At 69.8% G+C, this 20206-nt stretch carries 20 protein-coding genes; 2 read left to right on the top strand and 18 right to left on the bottom strand.

Annotated features, from left to right (window positions below; genetic code table 11):
- Positions 1 to 108: 108 nt before the first annotated feature.
- The 10 genes from atpD to ABTZ89_RS17435 all read right to left on the bottom strand — a co-directional run bounded on the left by atpD (position 109) and on the right by ABTZ89_RS17435 (position 9428).
- The gene (atpD, locus tag ABTZ89_RS17480; RefSeq protein ID WP_270950713.1) at positions 109 to 1539 is read right to left on the bottom strand and encodes a F0F1 ATP synthase subunit beta; all 1431 of its coding nucleotides are present in this window, start codon (positions 1537 to 1539) and stop codon (positions 109 to 111) included.
- Between the two features lies 1 nt (position 1540).
- The gene (locus tag ABTZ89_RS17475) at positions 1541 to 2470 is read right to left on the bottom strand and encodes a F0F1 ATP synthase subunit gamma (protein WP_270950712.1); all 930 of its coding nucleotides are present in this window, start codon (positions 2468 to 2470) and stop codon (positions 1541 to 1543) included.
- Between the two features lie 4 nt (positions 2471 to 2474).
- Positions 2475 to 4121, bottom strand: a complete 1647-nt coding sequence (gene atpA, locus ABTZ89_RS17470) for a F0F1 ATP synthase subunit alpha (protein WP_351045697.1) — start codon at positions 4119 to 4121, stop codon at positions 2475 to 2477.
- A 71-nt stretch (positions 4122 to 4192) separates the two neighbouring features.
- Positions 4193 to 5023, bottom strand: a complete 831-nt coding sequence (locus ABTZ89_RS17465) for a F0F1 ATP synthase subunit delta (RefSeq protein WP_351045694.1) — start codon at positions 5021 to 5023, stop codon at positions 4193 to 4195.
- A gap of 21 nt (positions 5024 to 5044) precedes the next feature.
- Complete coding sequence (locus tag ABTZ89_RS17460; protein WP_270950709.1) at positions 5045 to 5602, bottom strand: F0F1 ATP synthase subunit B; 558 nt, start codon at positions 5600 to 5602, stop codon at positions 5045 to 5047.
- A 32-nt stretch (positions 5603 to 5634) separates the two neighbouring features.
- Entirely contained in the window at positions 5635 to 5892 is a 258-nt protein-coding gene (locus ABTZ89_RS17455; RefSeq protein WP_150067739.1) for an ATP synthase subunit C-like protein, read from the bottom strand.
- A gap of 94 nt (positions 5893 to 5986) precedes the next feature.
- The gene (atpB, locus tag ABTZ89_RS17450; RefSeq protein ID WP_270950708.1) at positions 5987 to 6766 is read right to left on the bottom strand and encodes a F0F1 ATP synthase subunit A; all 780 of its coding nucleotides are present in this window, start codon (positions 6764 to 6766) and stop codon (positions 5987 to 5989) included.
- A gap of 242 nt (positions 6767 to 7008) precedes the next feature.
- Complete coding sequence (locus ABTZ89_RS17445; RefSeq protein WP_351045690.1) at positions 7009 to 7455, bottom strand: Cg1360 family ATP-synthase-associated protein; 447 nt, start codon at positions 7453 to 7455, stop codon at positions 7009 to 7011.
- A complete protein-coding gene (locus ABTZ89_RS17440; RefSeq protein ID WP_270950706.1) occupies positions 7455 to 8621 on the bottom strand; it encodes a glycosyltransferase family 4 protein in 1167 nt (388 codons plus the stop codon). The genes ABTZ89_RS17445 and ABTZ89_RS17440 overlap by 1 nt, the downstream gene beginning before the upstream one ends.
- A gap of 156 nt (positions 8622 to 8777) precedes the next feature.
- Positions 8778 to 9428, bottom strand: a complete 651-nt coding sequence (locus ABTZ89_RS17435) for an L-threonylcarbamoyladenylate synthase (RefSeq protein ID WP_270950705.1) — start codon at positions 9426 to 9428, stop codon at positions 8778 to 8780.
- 211 nt (positions 9429 to 9639) lie between these two features.
- Here ABTZ89_RS17435 and ABTZ89_RS17430 point away from each other — a divergent pair, with 211 nt between their 5' ends.
- A complete protein-coding gene (locus ABTZ89_RS17430; protein WP_270950704.1) occupies positions 9640 to 10509 on the top strand; it encodes an alpha/beta fold hydrolase in 870 nt (289 codons plus the stop codon).
- A gap of 26 nt (positions 10510 to 10535) precedes the next feature.
- On the opposite strand, the gene prmC is transcribed toward ABTZ89_RS17430, so the two are convergent.
- From prmC to rpmE, 3 genes are all read right to left on the bottom strand, one after another.
- The gene (gene prmC, locus ABTZ89_RS17425) at positions 10536 to 11408 is read right to left on the bottom strand and encodes a peptide chain release factor N(5)-glutamine methyltransferase (protein WP_351045685.1); all 873 of its coding nucleotides are present in this window, start codon (positions 11406 to 11408) and stop codon (positions 10536 to 10538) included.
- Between the two features lie 9 nt (positions 11409 to 11417).
- Positions 11418 to 12485: a peptide chain release factor 1 gene (gene prfA / locus ABTZ89_RS17420; RefSeq protein WP_351045682.1), complete on the bottom strand. Its 1068-nt coding sequence runs from the start codon at positions 12483 to 12485 to the stop codon at positions 11418 to 11420.
- Positions 12486 to 12581: 96 nt separating this feature from the next.
- Positions 12582 to 12794, bottom strand: a complete 213-nt coding sequence (rpmE, locus tag ABTZ89_RS17415) for a 50S ribosomal protein L31 (RefSeq protein WP_145737802.1) — start codon at positions 12792 to 12794, stop codon at positions 12582 to 12584.
- Between the two features lie 268 nt (positions 12795 to 13062).
- On the opposite strand from rpmE, the gene ABTZ89_RS17410 reads away from it, so the two are divergent.
- Entirely contained in the window at positions 13063 to 13464 is a 402-nt protein-coding gene (locus ABTZ89_RS17410) for a hypothetical protein (RefSeq protein ID WP_270950701.1), read from the top strand.
- 266 nt (positions 13465 to 13730) lie between these two features.
- On the opposite strand, the gene rho is transcribed toward ABTZ89_RS17410, so the two are convergent.
- The 5 genes from rho to ABTZ89_RS17385 all read right to left on the bottom strand — a co-directional run.
- Entirely contained in the window at positions 13731 to 15617 is a 1887-nt protein-coding gene (gene rho, locus ABTZ89_RS17405) for a transcription termination factor Rho (RefSeq protein WP_351045678.1), read from the bottom strand.
- Positions 15618 to 16350: 733 nt separating this feature from the next.
- The gene (gene thrB, locus ABTZ89_RS17400) at positions 16351 to 17265 is read right to left on the bottom strand and encodes a homoserine kinase (protein WP_351045675.1); all 915 of its coding nucleotides are present in this window, start codon (positions 17263 to 17265) and stop codon (positions 16351 to 16353) included.
- Positions 17262 to 18344 carry a threonine synthase gene (gene thrC, locus ABTZ89_RS17395; protein WP_270950698.1) on the bottom strand — a complete coding sequence of 361 codons (1083 nt, stop codon included), beginning with the start codon at positions 18342 to 18344 and terminating at the stop codon, positions 17262 to 17264. Before thrC ends, thrB begins: the two co-directional genes overlap by 4 nt.
- The gene (locus ABTZ89_RS17390) at positions 18341 to 19645 is read right to left on the bottom strand and encodes a homoserine dehydrogenase (RefSeq protein ID WP_270950697.1); all 1305 of its coding nucleotides are present in this window, start codon (positions 19643 to 19645) and stop codon (positions 18341 to 18343) included. The genes thrC and ABTZ89_RS17390 overlap by 4 nt, the downstream gene beginning before the upstream one ends.
- Positions 19646 to 20206 (bottom strand): diaminopimelate decarboxylase family protein (locus tag ABTZ89_RS17385; protein WP_502949560.1); only part of this gene is annotated, 561 nt, incomplete at its 5' end.

Raw genomic sequence — 20206 nt, 5'->3', positions numbered from 1 at the left:
AGATCGGGCCGGGGGGGGGTGGTTGGGTTGCTGGCGGCAAGGGGGTCGCGGCCCGTGGCTCACCCCCCCTGTTGCCGGTTCGTGCGGACCCCTAGCGGGGTCGTGCGCTCACTTCTCGGTGAGCTTCTTGTAAGCCGCTTCGAGGTCGTCCAGACCACCGATGGACAGGAAGGCCTGCTCCGGGTAGTGGTCGAAGTCGCCCTTGCACAGCTTGTCGAACGCCTCGATGGTCTCCTTCAGCGGAACGAAGGAGCCTTCCTGGCCGGTGAACTGCTTGGCCACGAAGAAGTTCTGCGACAGGTAGCGCTCGATGCGACGCGCCCGCTGCACCGTCACCTTGTCCTCTTCGGACAGCTCGTCCATACCGAGGATGGCGATGATGTCCTGCAGTTCCTTGTACTTCTGCAGGATCCGCTTGACCTCCTGCGCCACCCGGTAGTGCTCCTCGCCGACGATCGCCGGGTCGAGGATGGTGGAGGTGGAGGCCAGCGGGTCCACCGCCGGGTAGATGCCCTTCTGCGAGATCGCACGGGAGAGCTCCGTGGTCGCGTCCAGGTGGGCGAAGGTGGTGGCCGGCGCCGGGTCGGTGTAGTCGTCCGCCGGCACGTAGATCGCCTGCATCGAGGTGATCGAACGGCCCCGGGTCGAGGTGATGCGCTCCTGCAGCTCACCCATCTCGTCGGCCAGCGTCGGCTGGTAACCCACCGCGGACGGCATGCGGCCCAGCAGGGTCGACACCTCCTGGCCCGCCTGGGTGAACCGGAAGATGTTGTCGATGAACAGCAGCACGTCCTGGTTCTGCACGTCGCGGAAGTACTCCGCCATCGTCAGAGCGGACAGCGCCACCCGCATGCGGGTGCCCGGCGGCTCGTCCATCTGACCGAACACCAGCGCGGTGTCGGCCAGCACGCCCGACTCGTCCATCTCGACCCAGAGGTCGTTGCCCTCGCGGGTTCGCTCACCGACACCGGCGAACACCGAGGTACCACCGAAGTTCTTGGCGACTCGGCGGATCATCTCCTGGATGAGCACCGTCTTGCCCACACCGGCGCCACCGAACAGACCGATCTTGCCACCCTGCACGTACGGGGTGAGCAGGTCGATCACCTTGATGCCGGTCTCCAGCATCTCGGTCTTGCCCTCGAGCTGGTCGAAGCTCGGCGCCTTGCGGTGAATCGTCCACTTCTCGGCGTCGGCCGCGTAGCCCGGCTCGTCCAGGCAGTGGCCCAGCGCGTTGAACACGTGGCCCTTGACCACGTCACCGACCGGCACCGAGATGCCAGCGCCGGAGTCGGTCACGGTCACGCCGCGGACCAGGCCCTGGGTGGGCTGCATCGAGATCGTCCGCACGACGCTGTCGCCCAGGTGCTGGGCGACCTCGAGCGTCAGCGTCTTGGCCATGCCCTCGGCGGTGATGTCCACCGTGAGGGCGTTGAGCAGGTCCGGCACCTGGTCGCGCGGGAACTCGACGTCCACGACCGGGCCGAGCACCCGGACGACGCGGCCGGTGCCAGTGCTGGTGGCAGTAGCAGCAGTCATGTCACTCACTTCCTGCGGACGAGAGCGCCTCGACACCGCCGACGATCTCGCTGATTTCCTGGGTGATCTGGGCCTGGCGGGCCTGGTTGGCTTCGCGGCTGAGGTTGCGGATCAACTCGTCCGCGTTGTCCGTCGCCGACTTCATCGCCGTCCGCCGGGCCGCGTGCTCCGCGGCCGCCGAGTCCAGCAGACCCGCGTACAGCCGGGTCTTGATGTACTTCGGCAGCAGCGCGGCGAACAACGTCTCGGCGTCCGGCTCGAACTCGTAAGCGGACTTGAGCGTCTTCTGCACCGGCTCGTCGGAGTACTCGACCTCGAGCGGAGCGATCCGCCGGACCGCCGGCCGCTGGGTGAGCATCGAGACGAACTCGGTGTGCACCAGGTGCAGCTCATCCACGCCCAGCTTACCGTCCGGACCACCGTCGTCGAGGTAGTCGTCAGCACCCGCCAGGAAGGCCTTGACCAGCGTCTCGCCGATCTCGGCCGCGTCGGAGTACTCGGGGCGGTCGCTGAACCCGGTCCAGCTCGCCTCGATCTTGCGCTGCCGGAACCGGTAGTACGACTCGCCCTTGCGGCCGATGACGTACAGCACCGGGTCCTTGCCCTGCTCGCGCAGCAGGGACTGCAGCTCTTCGGCCGCCTTGATCACGTTGGCGTTGTAGCCACCGCAGAAACCCCGGTCGCTGGTCACGACCAGCACGCCGGCGCGCTTCGGGTTCGAGCGCTCGGTCAGCAGCGGGTGGTCCAACGTGCTCACGTCGGCCAGCGCGGACAGGACGTTGGTGATCTCCGTGGCGTAAGGCCGCGAAGCCTCCACCCTGGCCTGCGCCTTCATGATGCGCGAGGTAGCGATCAGCTCCTGCGCCTTGGTGATCTTCCGGGTCGACTTGATCGACCGGATGCGGTTCCGGAGTTCCCGAAGTTGAGCCATTACGTCACTTCTTCGGTGCGGGTCGGTTGACCTTCACGGTCTCCTGGCCCACCTCGTCCGCGGCCAGCGCCTCGGCGTCCGGCTCGCTCGGCGCCACGGAGGCGCCGTCCGAGGCGGTGAACTGCTTCTTGAAGTCCTCGACCGCGTCCACGATCGACTTCTCGCCGTCCGCGGAGAGCTTGCCGGTCTCGACGATGTCCTTGAGCGTCGTCTCGTGGGTCCGGCGCATGTGCGCCAGGAACTCGGTCTCGAAGCGGCGCACGTCGGCGACCGGCACCGAGTCCAGGTGGCCCTTGGTGGAGATGAAGAGGGAGACGACCTCTTCCTCGACCGGGAGCGGCTCGCCCTGGCCCTGCTTCAGGACCTCCATCAGGCGGGCACCGCGGTCCAGCTGCGCCTTCGACGCGGCGTCCAGGTCGGAGGCGAAGGCCGAGAAGGCCTCCAGCTCGCGGTACTGGGCCAGGTCGAGTCGGAGCGAACCGGTGACGCCCTTCATCGCCTTGATCTGCGCCGAACCACCAACGCGCGACACCGAGATACCGACGTCGATGGCGGGGCGCTGACCGGCGTTGAACAGGTCGGACTGCAGGAAGCACTGACCGTCGGTGATCGAGATGACGTTGGTCGGGATGTAGGCCGACACGTCGTTCGCTTTGGTCTCGATGATCGGCAGACCCGTCATCGAACCGGCGCCCATCTCGTCCGACAGCTTCGCGCAGCGCTCGAGCAGGCGCGAGTGCAGGTAGAAGACGTCACCCGGGTAGGCCTCGCGGCCCGGCGGACGACGCAGCAGCAGCGAGATCGCGCGGTACGCCTCGGCCTGCTTGGTCAGGTCGTCGAAGATGATCAGGACGTGCTTGCCCTGGTACATCCAGTGCTGACCGATGGCCGAACCGGCGTACGGCGCCAGCCACTTCAGACCCGGCGAGTCGGAGGCCGGGGCGGCGACGATGGTGGTGTAGTCCATCGCACCGGCGTCCTCGAGGGACCGCTTCACGCCGGCGATCGTGGAGCCCTTCTGGCCGATCGCGACGTAGATGCAGCGGACCTGCTTGTCCGGGTCGCCGGTGGCCCAGGCCTTCTTCTGGTTGATGATCGTGTCGACCGCGACCGTGGTCTTGCCGGTCTTGCGGTCACCGATGATCAGCTGGCGCTGGCCGCGACCGATGGGGGTCATCGAGTCGATGGCCTTGATGCCGGTCTGCATCGGCTCGTGCACGCCCTTGCGCTGCACGACCGTCGCCGCCTGCAGCTCCAGCGGGCGCTGCTCCTCGGCCGCGATCTCGCCGAGTCCGTCGATCGGGTCACCCAGCGGGTTGACCACGCGGCCCAGGAAGCCGTCGCCGACCGGGATCGAGAGGACCTTGCCGGTCCGCTTGACCTCCTGGCCCTCCTCGATCTTCTCGGACTCGCCCAGGATGACCGCACCGATTTCCTGGGCTTCCAGGTTCATCGCGACACCGTAGATGCCGCCGGGGAACTCCAGCAGTTCCTCGGTCATCACCGAAGGCAGGCCCTCGACATGGGCGATGCCGTCACCAGTATCGGTGACGACCCCGACCTCCTCGCGGCTGACCTCCGGGGAGTAGCTGGAGACGTACTTCTCGATCGCACTGCGGATCTCGTCCGACGAGATCGTCAGCTCCGCCATGTCTCGTTCCTGCCCTCGGTTCGTTCTTGGAAGGGAGTGGGTGTTCGACGCGTGGTCGCCACGAGCCTCAGCTAGTTGGCGAGGTCGCGTCGAAGGGACTGCAGGCGTCCCGTGATGCTGCCGTCGATGACCTCGTCGCCGACCTGGATCAGCAGCCCGCCCTCGACCCCGGGATCAACCTCGAGGTGCAGGGCGATCGGGCGTGCGTAGATCCGCTGCAGGGTGCGCGCCAGCCGCTGCTGCTGCTCCTCGCTGAGCGGGATCGCAGAGCGGACGTGGGCCACCGAGCGTTCGCGGCGCTTCGCCGACAGCTCGGCCAGCTCTTCCAGACCCTCGCTGACCCGACGGCCGCGCGGCCGGGCCACCAGCTGGCGGACCAGGTTCAAGGTGACCGGTTCGACCTTGCCCGCGACGAGCTGGTCGACGACCGCGTCCTTGCCCGCGGGGTCCCCGGTCGGGGCCGACAGCAACCGCTCCAGGTCGACCTGCGAGCCGACGATGCGGCCCAGCCGGAACAGCTCGTCCTCGACGGCGTCGAGGCGACCGGCGCGCTCGGCCTGCACCAGCAGTGCGGTGCGGGCCAACCGCTCCAGACCGTCGACCAGGTCGTTCGCCCCGGACCAGCGGGCCCGGACGGCTTCGACGACAACCGGCAGCGACCGCGCGCCGAGCTTGTCCGCCAGCAGCCCGCGGGCCAGGTCTTCCCTGGACCGCGGGTCGATGGAGGCGTCGGCGAGCGCCCGCCGCAGCGTGGACTCCCCGCCCAGCAGAGCGGCCACGCCGAACAGCTCGTCGGCGAGCCCGGTGATCTCCGCGGCCGAGGCCCCGTCAGTGGCCTGCAGCAGCTGCAGCTCGGTGGCTGCCAGTGCCTCGCGGCTCGCGGCGTTCACGAGGGTGCTCAACTCTCAGCGCCTTTCACTCGGTTAGGCCTTGGAAGATTCAGCCGGGGCCGAGGTGGCCTCCAGCTCGTCCAGGAACCGGTCGACGGTGCCCCGCCGACGGGCCTCGTCCTCCAGGGACTCGCCGACGACCCGGCCGGCCAGCTCGACCGCCTGGCGGCCGAGGTCCGACCGCAGCTCGGCGACGATCTGCGCCCGCTGGTGCGCCAGCGCGGTCTGGCCCTGGTTGACGATCCGCTCGGACTCGGCCTGAGCCTGGGCGCGCATCTCTTCCAGGATCTGCTGGCCTTCGGCACGGGCGTCGTCGCGGATCCGGGCCGCTTCTGCGCGAGCCTCAGCCAGCTGAGCCTTGTACTGCTCCAGCGTCCGCTGGGCCTCGGCCTGCGCGGCCTCGGCCTTGGCGATACCGCCCTCGATCCGTTCGCTGCGCTCCGCGTAGACCTTCTCGAAGCGCGGAACCGCGAACTTCCAGAGCACGAACAGCAGCAGCAAGAACGCGATCAGACCGACCACGATCTCCGCCGGCTCGGGGATGATCGGGTTGTGCTCGCCTTCCGCGGCCAGCAGCATCTGCGTCTTCACCACAACGTCTCCCAACGCGTTGAGCCGTTAACTCAGGCAGCGGAAGCGATGAAGTAAACGACCAGACCGATCAGCGCCAGCACCTCGACCAGAACGAAGGAGATCCAGGCGATGCCCTGCAGCTGGCCCTGGGCCTCCGGCTGGCGGGCGGTGCCGTTGATGACCGCGGCCCAGATCAGGCCGACGCCGACACCCGGGCCGATAGCGCCCAGGCCGTAGCCGATGGCGGCCAGACCGGGGTTGATGGAGCCCGCGGCCTCAGCTGCCTGCGCGAGAACGATGTTGCTCACTGTCACTACCTTTCACTCGGTCCGCTTCTCGGCGCGGATCGACAGGTCCTTTTATCGGAACGAAGTCTTTTGGTCAGTGGCCTTCGGACACTCGTCAGTGGCCTTCGGACAGCGCTGCGCCGATGAAGCTCGCGGTCAGCAACGCGAAGATGTACGCCTGCAGCACCTGGATCAGGGCCTCGACGAAGGTCAGCGCGATCGCGAAGGCGAAACCGACGATCGAGATCGGCTTGAACATGGCGCTGGCCTCGGTCAGCAGGTACTCACCTCCGAGGGTGAACACCAGCAGGATCAGGTGGCCGGCGAACATCGCGGCGAACACTCGGATCGCCAGAGCAGCGGGCTGCGCGATGAACTTCTGGAAGAGCTCGATCGGCGACAGCAGCACGTAGATCGGCTTCGGCACCCCGGGCGGGAACATGATGTGCTTGAAGTAGCCCAGGAACCCGTGCCGGGCGAAGCCGACACCGTGCATCACCAGGTACACCATGAGCGCCAGCGCGATCGGGAAACCGATGCGGGACATGGTGGGGAACTGGATGATCGGGATGATGCCGAAGATGTTGTTCACCAGGACGAAGGTGAACAGCGTGAAGATCAGCGGCACGAACGGGCGGAAGTCCTTGGCCCCGATGTGTTCCCGCGCGATCTTGTTGCGGCTGAACTCGTAGATGAACTCCGCGACGAACTGCCCCTTGCCCGGAACCAGCTTCAGCTTCCGGGTGGCGATCACGAAGTAGGCGCCCACGATGATCGCCGAGAGCACGACGAGGAGCATCGGCTTGGTGACTCCGCCGAAGATCGGCGGAAGGACAAAGCTATCGGCACCCGGCGGTGTGAAAGTTCCGCCCTCAGCCAGCATCAGCGCGCCCAACTGGGCTCCTTCCGGTTCTCCCAGCGGAACTTCACTCCACCGGGGGAATCGTCACGTTTTGCACTTAACGTACCTGATACGCGATCGGGCACGAGGAGGGGCCCTCCCCGCCGCCTGCGACCGCGTGAACTCCGAAGAGTCGAGGCCCGGCGCTGCGCGGGGAAGGAATCTGGTGCGAGACGATACCAGCGGGTAGGTAGGCAACCGACATGTGGTCCGAAAATGCCCAGCCCGCGGGACCGTCAGGACCCTGGCACGATCGTGGGAATCTTGGTGCGCTTGAACGCGACCACCTCGGCCCCCGCCCACACCATCACGGTGGCCAGCATGGTGAACGCCAGCGACTCCCGGTGCAGCGCTTCGACACCGCCGAGCAACGTCATCACCACCAGCAGCACCAGCATCTTCCCGACGTAGCCGCCGAGCGCGGCGACCATCACGAAGTGCGGGTTCATGCCGCCGGTGAAGCGCATCAACCAGATCGTCAGCAGCGACGAGCCGAACGCCACGACACCGCCGACCAGCGCTCCGAGCAGCCCGGGGGTACCGACCAGAGCGGTCGCCACGACCGCCGCGACCGCCACCGTCGCGACGCCCGGCCACACCGCGGTGCGCAGCATGGCCGATGCGAGCCTGCGCACCGTCTCGGCGTGCGGGTTCACGGTCGGCTCATCGGTGGTTTCGCTCATCAGGACTCTCGTTCAGCTCGGGCTCGCATACGCGGAATCACCGAGATGATAGCCGCCAGCAGCACCCCGAGGCCTACGACCCACGCCACAACCACGGCGTTGAACAGCGTCAACGACACCGCGCCGAACGAGATGACCGCCGCCCACAGGTAGATGAGCAGCACCGCGCGGCGCTGCGAATGCCCGATTTCCAGCAGCCGGTGGTGCAGGTGCATCTTGTCGGCGTGGAACGGGCTCTTGCCCGCCTTCGTGCGCCGCACCACCGCCATGATCAGGTCCAGCAGCGGGACGAACAGCACCGCCGCGACCACCAGCAGCGGGGACAGCAGCGCGATGGTGTCGCTCGGGTCGACGTCGTTGGTGAGCATCCGCCCGGACGCCGAGGTGCTGGCGGTGGCCAGCATCAACCCGATCAGCATGGAGCCGGAGTCGCCCATGAACAGCTTCGCGGGCTGGAAGTTGTACGGCAGGAAGCCCAGGCAGGCGCCTGCGATGGCGGCCGCGATCAGCGCCGGCGGGTAGGCGTTGACGTCGCCGTTCTGCCGGTCCAGCACGCCCAGGCAGAACACGAACGTCGCGGTCGCCGAGATCAGGCCGATCCCGGAGGCCAGCCCGTCGAGCCCGTCGACGAAGTTCATCGCGTTGATCATCGCGACGGTGAGCAGCACGGTCAGCAGCTGGCCCTGGTTGCTGCTGAGCACCATCAGCTGGCCGACCGAGTCCTCGGAACCGCCCCAGGGCACCCACAGCACGAACCACTGCACCCCGGCGATGACCAGGATCCCGGCGGAGGTGACCTGCCCGGCCAGCTTGGTCAGCGAGTCCAGCTCGAAGCGGTCGTCCAGCGCGCCGACCAGCACGATCAGCCCACCGGCCGCGACCGCGGCCCAGGCGTCGTTGGAGTAGGTGAAGCCGCGGGAGAGCGCGGGCAGGTTCGAGGCCAGGAAGATCGCCGCCAGCACCCCGCCGTACATCGCGACGCCGCCCATCCGCGGCATCGGTTCGACGTGCACGTCGCGCTGCCGCGGGTAGGCCACGGCGCCGACCCGGAACGCCAGCAGGCGCACCAATCCGGTCAGCAGGAACGTGGTCGCCGCCGCGGTGAGCAGGACCAGCAGGTACTCACGGGCGGGAAGCCCGGCTGGAGCCCAGGATTCGCTGTCCATGCCGGTGGCTCACGCACCCGGTCGCGGGTGGTCGACGTCCAGCCCCCAGAACGGATTCTTCAAGCCCAGCGCTCCTCGTCGCATTCCACGTTGCGGATCCGGAGTATTACGCTATCGGCCTTCGCCGAGGCCTCGACCACCGGTCCTCGCCGAGCGTCAGCTCTCCGCGGTCAGGTCCGTCCCGAGCACGTCGGACAGGTCCGCCAGGCTCACCGCGCCCTCGCGCAGCACGCGCGGCGCGCCCTGGGTGAGGTCGACGATGGTGGAGGGCACCGGCTCCCCCGACGGCCCGCCGTCGAGGTAGACCTGCACGGAGTCGCCGAGCTGCTCGCGCGCCTCGGTGGCGTTGGAGGCCGGCGGCCGACCGGTGCGGTTCGCGCTGGACACCGCCATCGGGCCGACCTCGCGCAGCAGGTCCAGGGCCACCGGGTGCAGCGGCATCCGCAGGTTCACCGTGCCGCGGGTCTCGCCGAGGTCCCAGTTCAGCGACGGTGCCTGCGGCAGCACCAGCGACAGCCCGCCCGGCCAGAACGCCTCGATCAGCGCCCGCGCCTGCTGCGGGACCGACATCACCAGGCCATCCACAGTGGACCAGGAGCCGACCAGCACCGGGACCGGCATGTCCGGGCCGCGGCCCTTCGCGGCCAGCAGCGCGCGGACCGCGTTGGCGTCGAAGGCGTCCGCGCCGATGCCGTAAACCGTGTCGGTGGGCAGCACGACGAGCCCACCGGCGCGAACGATGTTGGCCGCGGCGGCCAGACCCTGCTCGCGGCTGTCCGGAGTAGTGCAGTCATAGACGGTGCTCACACCCCGATCCTGGCACGCCCGGTCGTGCCGCTTGCAAGCGCTGCCCGTTCGAGTGGTGCAGGAGATCACCGTCCGGGACGATGCGCAGCGAGTAACGCCGCGACCCCGGACCGAGATCCGTTCAGTGTGCTCGCGAACACGGCAACGCCCGCGGCGTTCGCGCGTCTTCCTGAGCGGGCACCGTGAAGATCGAACGCGAGGAGAGCAGAAGATGACCGCCCCACCCCAGGGTGTCGAGGTCGACCACATCGAGTTCCCGGCCGGCCGGATCCGGTTCTTCCGGGCCGGGACCAGCGGACCGGCGATCGTCCTGCTGCACGGCGGCGGGCCGGACAACGCGCTGATCAGCTGGCGCCACGCCATCGGGGTGCTCGCGGCCGACCACCGGGTCTTCGTACCCGATCTGCCTGGTCAGGGCGGCAGCATGCCGTGGCGCGGGAGCGCCAACCAGCGCACCTTCGAGGAGGTGCTGCGCTGGCTGCTGGACGCCTGGCAGGTGCCGCAGGCGACGCTGGTGGGCCTGTCGATGGGCGGCAGCATCGCGGCCGGGTTCGCGCTGCGCCACCCGCAGCGGGTGCGCGGACTGGTGCTTGTGGACAGCACCGGGATGCAGCACCGGATGCACCGGCACCTGCTCGCCCACCTCGCGCTGCGGTCCAAGTTCGCCGGGCCGTTCGCCGCGAAGTTGTTGCGGCTCAACCGGTCCCTGGTCCGCTACGCGCTGACCAAGCTGTTCTTCACCGGTGGCCAACCGGTGTCCGACCTGGAGTCCATTGTCGACGAGGTCAGCGCCGAGGCCGCCGCGCGCGGTTCGGTGTTCGCCGACTGGCACCACGACGCGGTCGGCCGCAAGTCGATGAACATCAACCACCTGCCCCACCTCGGGCAGCTGCAGTGCCCGGTGATGGTGATCCACGGCGAGCGCGACGCCATCGTGCCGGTCCAGGCCGCCCGCGACGCGGCGGGCGCGATCCCCGGTTCGATGCTGCGGGTGCTCCCGGAAGCGGGCCACTGGCCGAACCGCGAGCGGCCGACCGAGTTCAACGCCCTGCTCCGCGAGTTCGTCAACACCCACCGCTAGCCGAGCATCACTCCGGGAGGGTGCTGTTACTCCGGGAGGGTGCGGCGGGCGGTGGCGAAGCGAGGACGACCGGCGAGGTCGGCGTGCTCCTGGACGTCGGTGAGGACGCGGCGGGCGCGCAGCAGGGCGGGCACGGAGCCGCCGTGGGTGTCATCGTGCTCGATCGCCACCCCGCCGCCCGGGCGGAGCAGGCGGGCCGCGCAGCTGACCACGTGGCGCACCACGTCCAGCCCGTCGCGCCCGCCGAACACCGCGGCGTGCGGGTCGTGGTCGCGGACCTCTGGCGGCACCGGGGTGCCCTCCGGGACGTACGGCGGGTTGCACAGGACCAGGTCGACCAGGCCCTCCAGTTCCATGAACAGCAGCGGGTCGGTGACGTCCCCGGCGTAGAGCTGGATCGGGGTGTCACCGGCCTCTGCCTGCTGGTCGGCGTTGCGGCGGGCCCAGGACAGCGCGGCCGGGTCCTTCTCCACCGCGTGCACGGCGGCGTCCGGGCGGGCGTTGGCCATCGCCAGCGCCAACGCGCCGGAACCCGTGCACAGGTCCACCACGACCGGCTTGTCGATGCCTTCGAGGATGCTCGCGCCCCACTCCAGCAGCAGCTCGGTCTCCGGGCGGGGCACGAACACGCCCGGCCCCACGGACAAGGTCACAGCGCCGAGCGAGGCGTTGCCGGTCAGGTGCTGCAGCGGAACGCGGGCCGCCCGACGGCGCACGAGGTCGTGCAGCGCCTGGACCACCGGCGGATCCACCAGCGGCACCATCATCAGCTTGGTCCGCTCGACGCCGAGCAGATGCGCGGCAAGCAGCTCGGCGTCGGTGCGCGGACTCGCCACACCCGAAGCGGCGAGCATTCGCTCCGCCTCGAGGATGGCCAGGCGCAAGGGCTGTCGGGTCACGTCGCCAGCTTAGAGCGCCAGGCGTTCCTGCCGGTCGGCGGCGAGCAGCGCACCGATCACGGCGTCCAGGTCCCCGTCGAGCACGTGGTCCAGGTTGTAGGCCTTGTAGTTGACCCGGTGGTCGGAGATCCGGTTCTCCGGGAAGTTGTAGGTGCGGACCCGCTCGGAGCGGTCCACCGTGCGCACCTGGCTGCGCCGCGCCTCGGACGCCTCCCGCTCGGCCTCCTCCTCGGCGAGCGCCTGCAGGCGGGCCTTGAGCACCAGGATGGCGCGCTGCTTGTTCTGCAGCTGCGACTTCTCGTTCTGGCAGGACACCACGATGCCGGTCGGGAGGTGGGTGACGCGCACCGCGGAGTCGGTGGTGTTCACGCTCTGCCCGCCCGGCCCGGAGGACCGGTAGACGTCGATGCGCAGGTCCTTCTCGTCGAGCTCGACCTCGACCTCCTCCGGCTCGGGGTAGACCAGCACCCCGGCCGCCGAGGTGTGCACCCGGCCCTGCGACTCGGTGACCGGCACCCGCTGCACGCGGTGCACGCCGCCTTCGAACTTCAGCTGCGACCACACCCCGTCGGGGCTGGTGTCGCCGGCCTTGGCCTTGATGGCGACCGTGGCGTCCTTGTAGCCGCCCAGGTCGGATTCGGTGGCGTCGAGCACCTCGGCCCGCCAGCCGCGGCGCTCGGCGAAGCGCAGGTACATGCGCAGCAGGTCGCTGGCGAACAGCGCGGACTCCTCGCCGCCCTCCCCGGACTTGACCTCCAGCAGCACGTCGGAGCCGTCGTGCGGGTCGCGCGGCAGCAGCAGTTCGGTGAGCTTGGCCTCCAGCGCGGGCAGCGACTCGGCCAGCCGGTCGGCCTCCTCGGCGAACCCGGCGTCCTCGGCGGCGAACTCGCGGGCCGCCTCCAGGTCGGATCGGGCCTGGTCCAGCTCGCGGGAGGTGCGCACGATCGGGGTCAGCTCCGCGTACCGGCGGCCGAGCTTGCGGGCCCGCGCCTGGTCGGCGTGCACGCCGGGATCGGCCAGCTGCTGCTCCAGCTCCTGGTACTCGGCGAGCAGCGATTCGAGCTTCGACGTCTCCACTGGCGGACCTTCTTCACTGGCTGGCGGACGGCAACGGCACTGAACAAGAGACGGCGCCCGCCCCACGAGTTCGCGGGGCGGGCGCCGTCGTCACAGCTACTTCTTGCGCTTGCCGTAGCGGGCCTCGAAGCGCGCCACGCGACCGCCGGTGTCCAGGATCTTCTGCTTGCCCGTGTAGAACGGGTGGCAGTTGGAGCAGACCTCAACGGTGATCTGGCCGCTCTTGCGGGTGCTGTGGGTGGTGAAGCTGTTGCCGCAGCCGCAGTTGACCTGCGTCTCCACGTACTCGGGGTGAATGCCACTCTTCAACGGCTCGTCCTCTCTCGTTGGCCGCCGGGTCCACGCGGCCGCTGCCGCGCGGTGAACCGGAGCCGGAATCAGCCTTGCATTCTGCCAGACCGCAGCACATGACCTGCACCGCAGGGGCGGTCCGCCCCCTGCAACGCAGACCCCCCGTCGGGTATTCCGAGCTCTTGTCGACCGGTCCGCAACCGCCCAACGCACCAAACGCACCGCCCGGCGCGCCACCCTCCGCGAAGGGTGCCGACGGCCGGGTGCGCCGTTCATCCTTCTACGCGTGCTGCTGTGTTCGGTGTTGGGGAGGCTCGCGGTCCGGTCGTGGGTGCTGCTCCCCCTGCTCTTCCTCGGCAGCGCCGCCTGGGTGGCCGCGCTGCTGCAGCTGGCCCTGCAGCCGCACTCACCGATGACCCAGGACCTGGACCTGTCCGCGCCGCTGCTGTTCGGCTTCGCCGCCGCCCTGACCGCTCTCAGCTCCGGCCACGTGCGCTGGAGCACCCGCTGGCAGCGCAACGTCCTGCGGTTCGCCTACCCGCTGCTGCTGGTGGCGTGCGCGCTGGCCGTCGACGGGCTGGAGGTGCCGCTCGTGGCCGCGCTCGTCGCGGGCCCGGTGTCGGCCGCGCTGCTGATCATCACGCTGGTCCGCGCCTACCAGGACCACGCCGAGTGCTCGCACGCGTGAAGCACGCTGCGAAGCGCCTCTTCTTTGTCTTGAAGCGGCGTAGCCGCTTAGCCCACCCTCGACGCTTGCACCGCCGCGGGTTCTCAGACGTCGTCTGGCGAGGACAGCCCGTTTGCCGTGTATTGGTCATACATAAAAACGGGATCCCACAGCCAGGCGGCGTCTGAGGTTCCGCCACCCGCACCGCCACGCAAGCTGAGTCTGGAATTCCTAAGACAGCAGGGCCCGCACCGGTGTGGTGCGGGCCCTGATCGAGCTAGCGACGATCAGTCGTCGTCCTTGCCCGGGGTGGTCTTGGCGACCTGCATCAGGAACTCGATGTTGGTGCGCGACTTGCGCAGCCGGTCCTGCAGGAGTTCCAGCGCCTGCTGCGCGTCGAGCGCGGCGAGCACTCGGCGCAACTTGTGGGTGACCGCCAGCTCGTCGGGCGAGAGCAGGATCTCGTCCTTCCGGGTGCTGGAGGAGTCCACGTCGACCGCCGGGAACAGGCGCTTGTCGGCCAGCTTGCGGTCCAGCTTGAGCTCGGCGTTGCCGGTGCCCTTGAACTCCTCGAAGATCACGGTGTCCATCGTGGAACCGGTCTCCACCAGCGCGGTGGCGAAGATGGTCAGCGAGCCGCCGTTCTCGATGTTGCGGGCCGCACCCAGGAAGCGCTTCGGCGGGTACAGCGCGGTCGAGTCGACACCACCGGACAGGATGCGCCCGGACGCCGGGGCGGCCAGGTTGTAGGCGCGGCCCAGTCGGGTGATCGAGTCCAGCAGGACGACCACGTCGTGGCCCATCTCGACGAGCCGCTTGGCCCGCTCGATGGACAGCTCGGCGACCGTGGTGTGGTCCGACGGCGGGCGGTCGAAGGTCGAGGCGATGACCTCGCCCTTCACCGAGCGCTGCATGTCGGTGACCTCTTCCGGACGCTCGTCGGCGAGGACGACCATCAGGTGGCACTCGGGGTTGTTGGTGGTGATCGCGTTGGCGATCGCCTGCAGCACCATCGTCTTGCCTGCCTTCGGCGGGGAGACGATCAGCGCGCGCTGCCCCTTGCCCACCGGCATCACCAGGTCGATGATCCGGCCGGTCAGGTTCTGCGGCTCGGTCTCGAGGCGCAGCCGCTCGTTCGGGTAGAGCGGGGTCAGCTTGTGGAACTCGGCGCGGTTCTTCGCCGCCTCCGGCTCCAGGCCGTTGATCGAGTCCACCCGCACCAGCGGGTTGAACTTCTGGCGCTGCTGCTCGCCGTCGCGCGGCTGCCGGATGACGCCCTTGATCGCGTCACCGCGGCGCAGGCCGTACTTGCGGACCAGCGACAGCGACACGTAGACGTCGTTCGGGCCTGCCAGGTAGCCGGAGGTGCGCACGAACGCGTAGTTCTCCAGCACGTCCAGGATGCCCGCGACGGGCAGCAGGACGTCGTCCTCGCGGACCTCGGGCTCGCCGCCCTCGCCGCGGCCGCGGTTGCGGCGGCGGTCCCGGAACCGGCGGCCACGACCCCGACGACCGCCCTCGTCATCGTCGTCGTCCTGCTGCCGGTTGTCGCGGTCCCGGTCCTGCCGGTTGCCGCGCTCCTGCCGGTTGTCCTGCCGGTCCTGGCGGTTGTTGTCGCGCTCCTGGCGGTTGTCCTGCTTGCGCTCGCCGCGCTGCTCGTCGGCACCGCCCGACTCGGCGCCGGTGCGGCTGGACGAACGACGCCGGCGGTTGCCGCCGCGACGGTTGTCCTCGCCCTCTCCGCTGGTCTCGGCGGCCTGCTGCTGCCGCCGGGAACGGGTGCGGGCCGGAGCGGCACCGTTGGTGGTGCTCTGCTCGGCGGGGGCCTCGCGGGTCTCGCGAGCCGCGGGCGTGCTCTCGGCCTCGTCGAGGGCCGGCTGGTGCGCCTTGGCCGCGGGGGCCTCTTCAGCGCTGCGGGCCGACGACTTCTTGGTGGAGCGGGTGCGCGGAGCGGTCGTGCCGCCCTGCTTCTCCTTGATGGCGGCGATCAGGTCGCCCTTGCGCAGACCGCCGGTCTCGATCCCCAGTTCCCCCGCGAGTTGGCGCAGTTCGGCGAGAACCATGCCGGAAAGCCCACCCCGTCGACGCGGGGTGCCGTTGGCCTCGGAATCCTGCTGGCCAGCGGGAGAGGCGCCGTTGGCCGCCTCGCTGCTCAACAGTTCGGTGTTGCTCACGAATGTCCTTCCTGACCGGACCGCGCCTCCTACGCGACCCAGCGGATTGCCCGCCCGCTCTGGAGTGCGGGCGGCCGGTGTGTGCTACCAGCTCTGACGCCGATCGGCTTCCCTCCGCGCGTTGCGCGACCGAATTCGGCATTGGCTCGGGAACCAGCAGCACCGGGCAGTGGGAGGCACCCGGCTCGCGTGGTCCATGTGCGACGCATCCACTCCGATCCACACGTGCCGATGCACGCCCTGCCGCCACATTCAGGAATCCCCGACTCAGATTGACGCCCCGGATGCTTGTTCGAGGGCCTTTCCTGGAACTTGAGGCCCCCACCCCGACCACGGCAACGACGTGCACCGCCGATCGCCCGAAGCGAAACTCAATTGAGTTGACAACTCCTGCCTCGGTCACCGCGATTAGCCGAACCCGCCTAAGTTGATCTTCACCCGTGACGGGCGGCGTTCAATTCACGGCGGGAGATGCGCTCCGGAAAACGATGTCCCGGATGCGGCACCGGCACGCTTGGTGCGGTGACTGATTGACCTTGAGGGTAGACGCCCCGCAGTTCGGGTGCAACAACCCCCTTGGGCGTGTGGCCCGCCCTTGCAGATCTCGCCGTCGGCGGCCTCCCAGCGAATCCGCTGCTCACCACCTGCGACACCTCCTTTGTACCACTTCGGGTGGAGGTGCCTGCGGCGGGGCGGTGAACTGGGCGTTCGCACCCGGTTCACCACCCCGGGGTCAGGACTGCTCGACGATCCGCACGCCCTCGTCGTCGACCGGAAGGCGCAGCACCTGGAAGCCGTTCGGCGCAATGTCGGCGGGGAGCTCCCCACCGGCGGGCAGGGCTAGTACGGTCGGCCCCGCACCGGAAACCGCGGCCGCCACGCCGGCCTCGCGCAGGCGGCGGACCAGCGCGACGGTTTCCGGCCACGCCGCTTCGCGGTAGTCCTGGTGCAACCGGTCGTCGGTGGCGTCCAGCAGCAGCTCGGGCGCGCTGGTCACCGCGTGCACCGCCAACGCCGCACGACCGGCCGCGAACGCGGCGTCGGCGTGCGGAACCCGTTCCGGCAGCAGGCCTCGGGTGGCGTCGGTGGCGGACTCCACCTGGGGGACGAAGGCGACCGGCGACACGTCCGCGTGCGGTCGCATCCGGACCGCCCGGAAGCGGCCGTTTTCCTGCCAGGCCACCACGAATCCACCCAGCAGGCTCGCCGCCGCGTTGTCCGCGTGCCCCTCGCGCGCCGCCGCGAGGTGCAGTGCGCGCTCGGTGTTCTCCTTGTCCCGCAAGTCGATTCCGGCGAGGCCGAAGGCTGCGGCGACCCCGGCGACGATGGCCGCCGCGGAGGAACCCAGGCCGCGAGCGTGCGGAATGCTGTTCTCGCAGTGCAAACGCAGCGCCGGAGCGGCAAAACCCAGTTCCGCCAATGTTTCGCGGATCACCCGCGCGACCAGGTGACGCCCGTCGGTGGGAACCGAACCGGCGCCCTGGCCCTCGACCTGCACGCTCGCCGAACCCTCGGGCCCGTCGCCGACCTGGGCGGAAACGGTGTCGTACAAGGACAACGCCATGCCCAGGGCGTCGAATCCGGATCCGAGGTTCGCGGTGGAACCGGGAACTTTCACCCGGACGGCCGAAACCGGCAAGGCGCTCATGCGAGTTCCAGCGCGGTGGCGACCGCGCCCGGGTCCACCGGCAGCGGCTCGACCTCGACCATGCCGGACAGCGCGGTGTCCGGGTCCTTCAGGCCGTGCCCGGTGACCGTGCAGACCACGACCGAGTCGGCGGGCAGGCGCCCGTCGGCGGCGGTGGCCAGCAGCCCGGCGACGCTGGACGCCGACGCCGGCTCGACGAACACGCCCTCGCGGGAGGCCAGCAGCCGGTAGGCGGTCAGGATCTCCTCGTCGGTCACCGCGGCGAACAGACCGCCGGACTCGTCCCTCGCGTCGACCGCGCCGCGCCAGGAGGCGGGGCTGCCGATGCGGATCGCGGTCGCGATGGTCTCCGGGTTCCCGACCGGCTGGCCGTGCACCAGCGGCGCGGCACCGGCGGCCTGGAATCCGAACATCCGCGGCGCGGCGTCGATGACGCCGTCACCCGCGTACTCGGTGTAGCCCTTCCAGTAGGCGGTGATGTTGCCCGCGTTGCCGACCGGCAGGCAGTGCACGTCGGGCGCGCGGCCGAGCACGTCGCAGATTTCGAACGCCGCGGTCTTCTGCCCCTCGATGCGCACCGGGTTGACCGAGTTGACCAGGCTCACCGGGTGCTCGGCCGCGGTCTTGCGGGCCAGCTCCAGGCAGTCGTCGAAGTTGCCCTGGACCTGGAGGATCTTCGCGCCGTGCACCACCGCCTGGGCGAGCTTGCCCAGCGCGATCTTGCCCTGCGGCACCAGCACCGCCGAGGTCAGCCCGGCGCGCGCCGCGTAGGCGGCGGCCGAGGCGGAGGTGTTGCCGGTGGAGGCGCAGATGACGGCCTTGCTGCCTTCGGCCAGCGCGTGCGTGATGGCCACGGTCATGCCGCGGTCCTTGAACGAGCCGGTCGGGTTGGCGCCCTCGACCTTGAGGTAGACGGTGCTGCCGGTCAGCTCGGAGAGGTGGGGGGCGGGCACCAGCGGGGTGTTGCCCTCCTGCAGGGTCACGATGCGAGCCCCGTCCGGGACCTGCACGCGGTCCCGGTAGGCCTCGATCAGGCCGGGCCACCCGGCCCGCACCGGAGTGCCCTGGATGTTCGTCACGACGGTTCACCTTCCACGCGCATCACGCTGACCACCTCGCGCACCACCGGTAGCTGCGCGATCTTGTCCACTGTGGACCTGAGTGCCGCGTCGGCAGCGGTGTGGGTGACCACCACGAGGCTGGCCTCCTCGCCCCTGCCCTGCTGACGCACCACCGAAATGCTCACATCGTGCTCGTTGAACATGGACGCGACCTGCGAGAGCACGCCCGGCTTGTCGGCCACGTCGAGGCTGATGTGGTAGCGGGTCGGGGTCTGCCCCATGTCGCGCACCGGCAGCTGCGCGTGCGCCGACTCCCGGGGCCCCTTGCCCGCCACGACCAGGTTGCGGGCGACCGCGACGAGGTCGCCCAGCACGGCGCTGGCGGTGGGCGCACCACCGGCGCCCTGGCCGTAGAACATCAGCTGCCCGGCCGCTTCGGCCTCCACGAACACCGCGTTGAAGGCGTCGCCGACCCCGGCCAGCGGGTGGCTGCGCGGGATCATCGCCGGGTGCACGCGGGCCGACACCGACTCGCTGCCGTCCTCGTCGACGACCCGCTCGCAGATCGCCAGCAGCTTCACCGTGCGGTCCAGGGTGCGCGCCGCGGCGAGGTCGCCGGGCGTGACCGCCGAGATGCCCTCGCGGTGCACGTCGCTGGCGGTGACCCTGGTGTGGAACGCCAGCGAGGCCAGGATCGCGGCCTTCGCGGCGGCGTCGAACCCGTCCACGTCCGCGGTCGGGTCCGCCTCGGCGTACCCCAGGCGACCGGCCTCGTCCAGCGTCTCGGCGTAGCCGGCGCCGGTGGAGTCCATCGCCGACAGGATGAAGTTCGTCGTGCCGTTGACGATGCCCATGACCCGGTTGATCCGGTCACCGGCCAGCGACTCGCGCAGCGGCCGCAGCAGCGGGATGGCCCCGGCGACCGCCGCCTCGAAGTAGATGTCGGCGCCGGAGGCGTCCGCGGCCGCGTACAGCTCCGAGCCGTGCTCGGCCAGCAGCGCCTTGTTCGCGGTCACCACCGACTTGCCGGACCGCAGCGCGGTCAGCAGCAGGGAGCGGGCCGGCTCGATGCCGCCGATCAGCTCCACCACGACGTCGACGTCGCCTTCCACCAGCGCCTGGGCGTCGGTGGTGAGCAGGTGTTCGGGCACCTCGGGGTGCTTGTGCGGGCGGCGCACCGCGACCCCGGTGACCAGCATCGGAGCCCCCGTCCGAGCGGCGAACTCGTCGGGTTGGTCGCTCAGCAGGCGCAGCACCTCGGTACCGACCGTGCCGCACCCCAACAGCGCGACCCGGATCGGTTCACGGTCCTGGTTCACTCACACCTCCAGCCGGAGCAGGTCGTCCTCGGTCTCCCTGCGCAGCAGCAACCGCGCCTGACCATCGCGCACCGCCACCACGGGCGGCTTGGGCAGGCGGTTGTAGTTGCTGGCCATCACGTAGCAGTAGGCGCCGGTGGCGGCCACTGCGAGCAGGTCTCCTGGAGCAATGTCCTCCGGGAGCCAGCAGTCGCGCACCACTACGTCACCGGATTCACAGTGCTTGCCCACGATGCGGGACAGCACGGCCGGTGCTTCGGCGCTGCGCGACACCAGCCGGCAGTCGTAGACCGCGTCGTAGAGCGAGGTCCGGATGTTGTCGCTCATGCCGCCGTCGACGCTGACGTACTTGCGCTGCACCTCGGCGCCGAGCGCGACGTCCTTGATGGTGCCGACCTCGTAGACCGTGATCATGCCGGGGCCGACGATGGCGCGGCCGGGCTCCACGGCGATCTTGGGCACCGGGATGCCGGCGTTGTCGGCCTCCTTGCCCACGATCTCGCGCAGCCGGGTGGCCAGCTGGTCCGGCGGCAGCGGGTCGTCGTCGCCGGTGTAGGCGAT

The sequence above is a fragment of the Saccharopolyspora sp. NPDC002686 genome (assembly GCF_040295745.1).
In the GTDB taxonomy this organism is placed as follows: domain Bacteria; phylum Actinomycetota; class Actinomycetes; order Mycobacteriales; family Pseudonocardiaceae; genus Saccharopolyspora; species Saccharopolyspora oryzae.
This window is presented reverse-complemented; position numbering and strand designations above follow the sequence as displayed.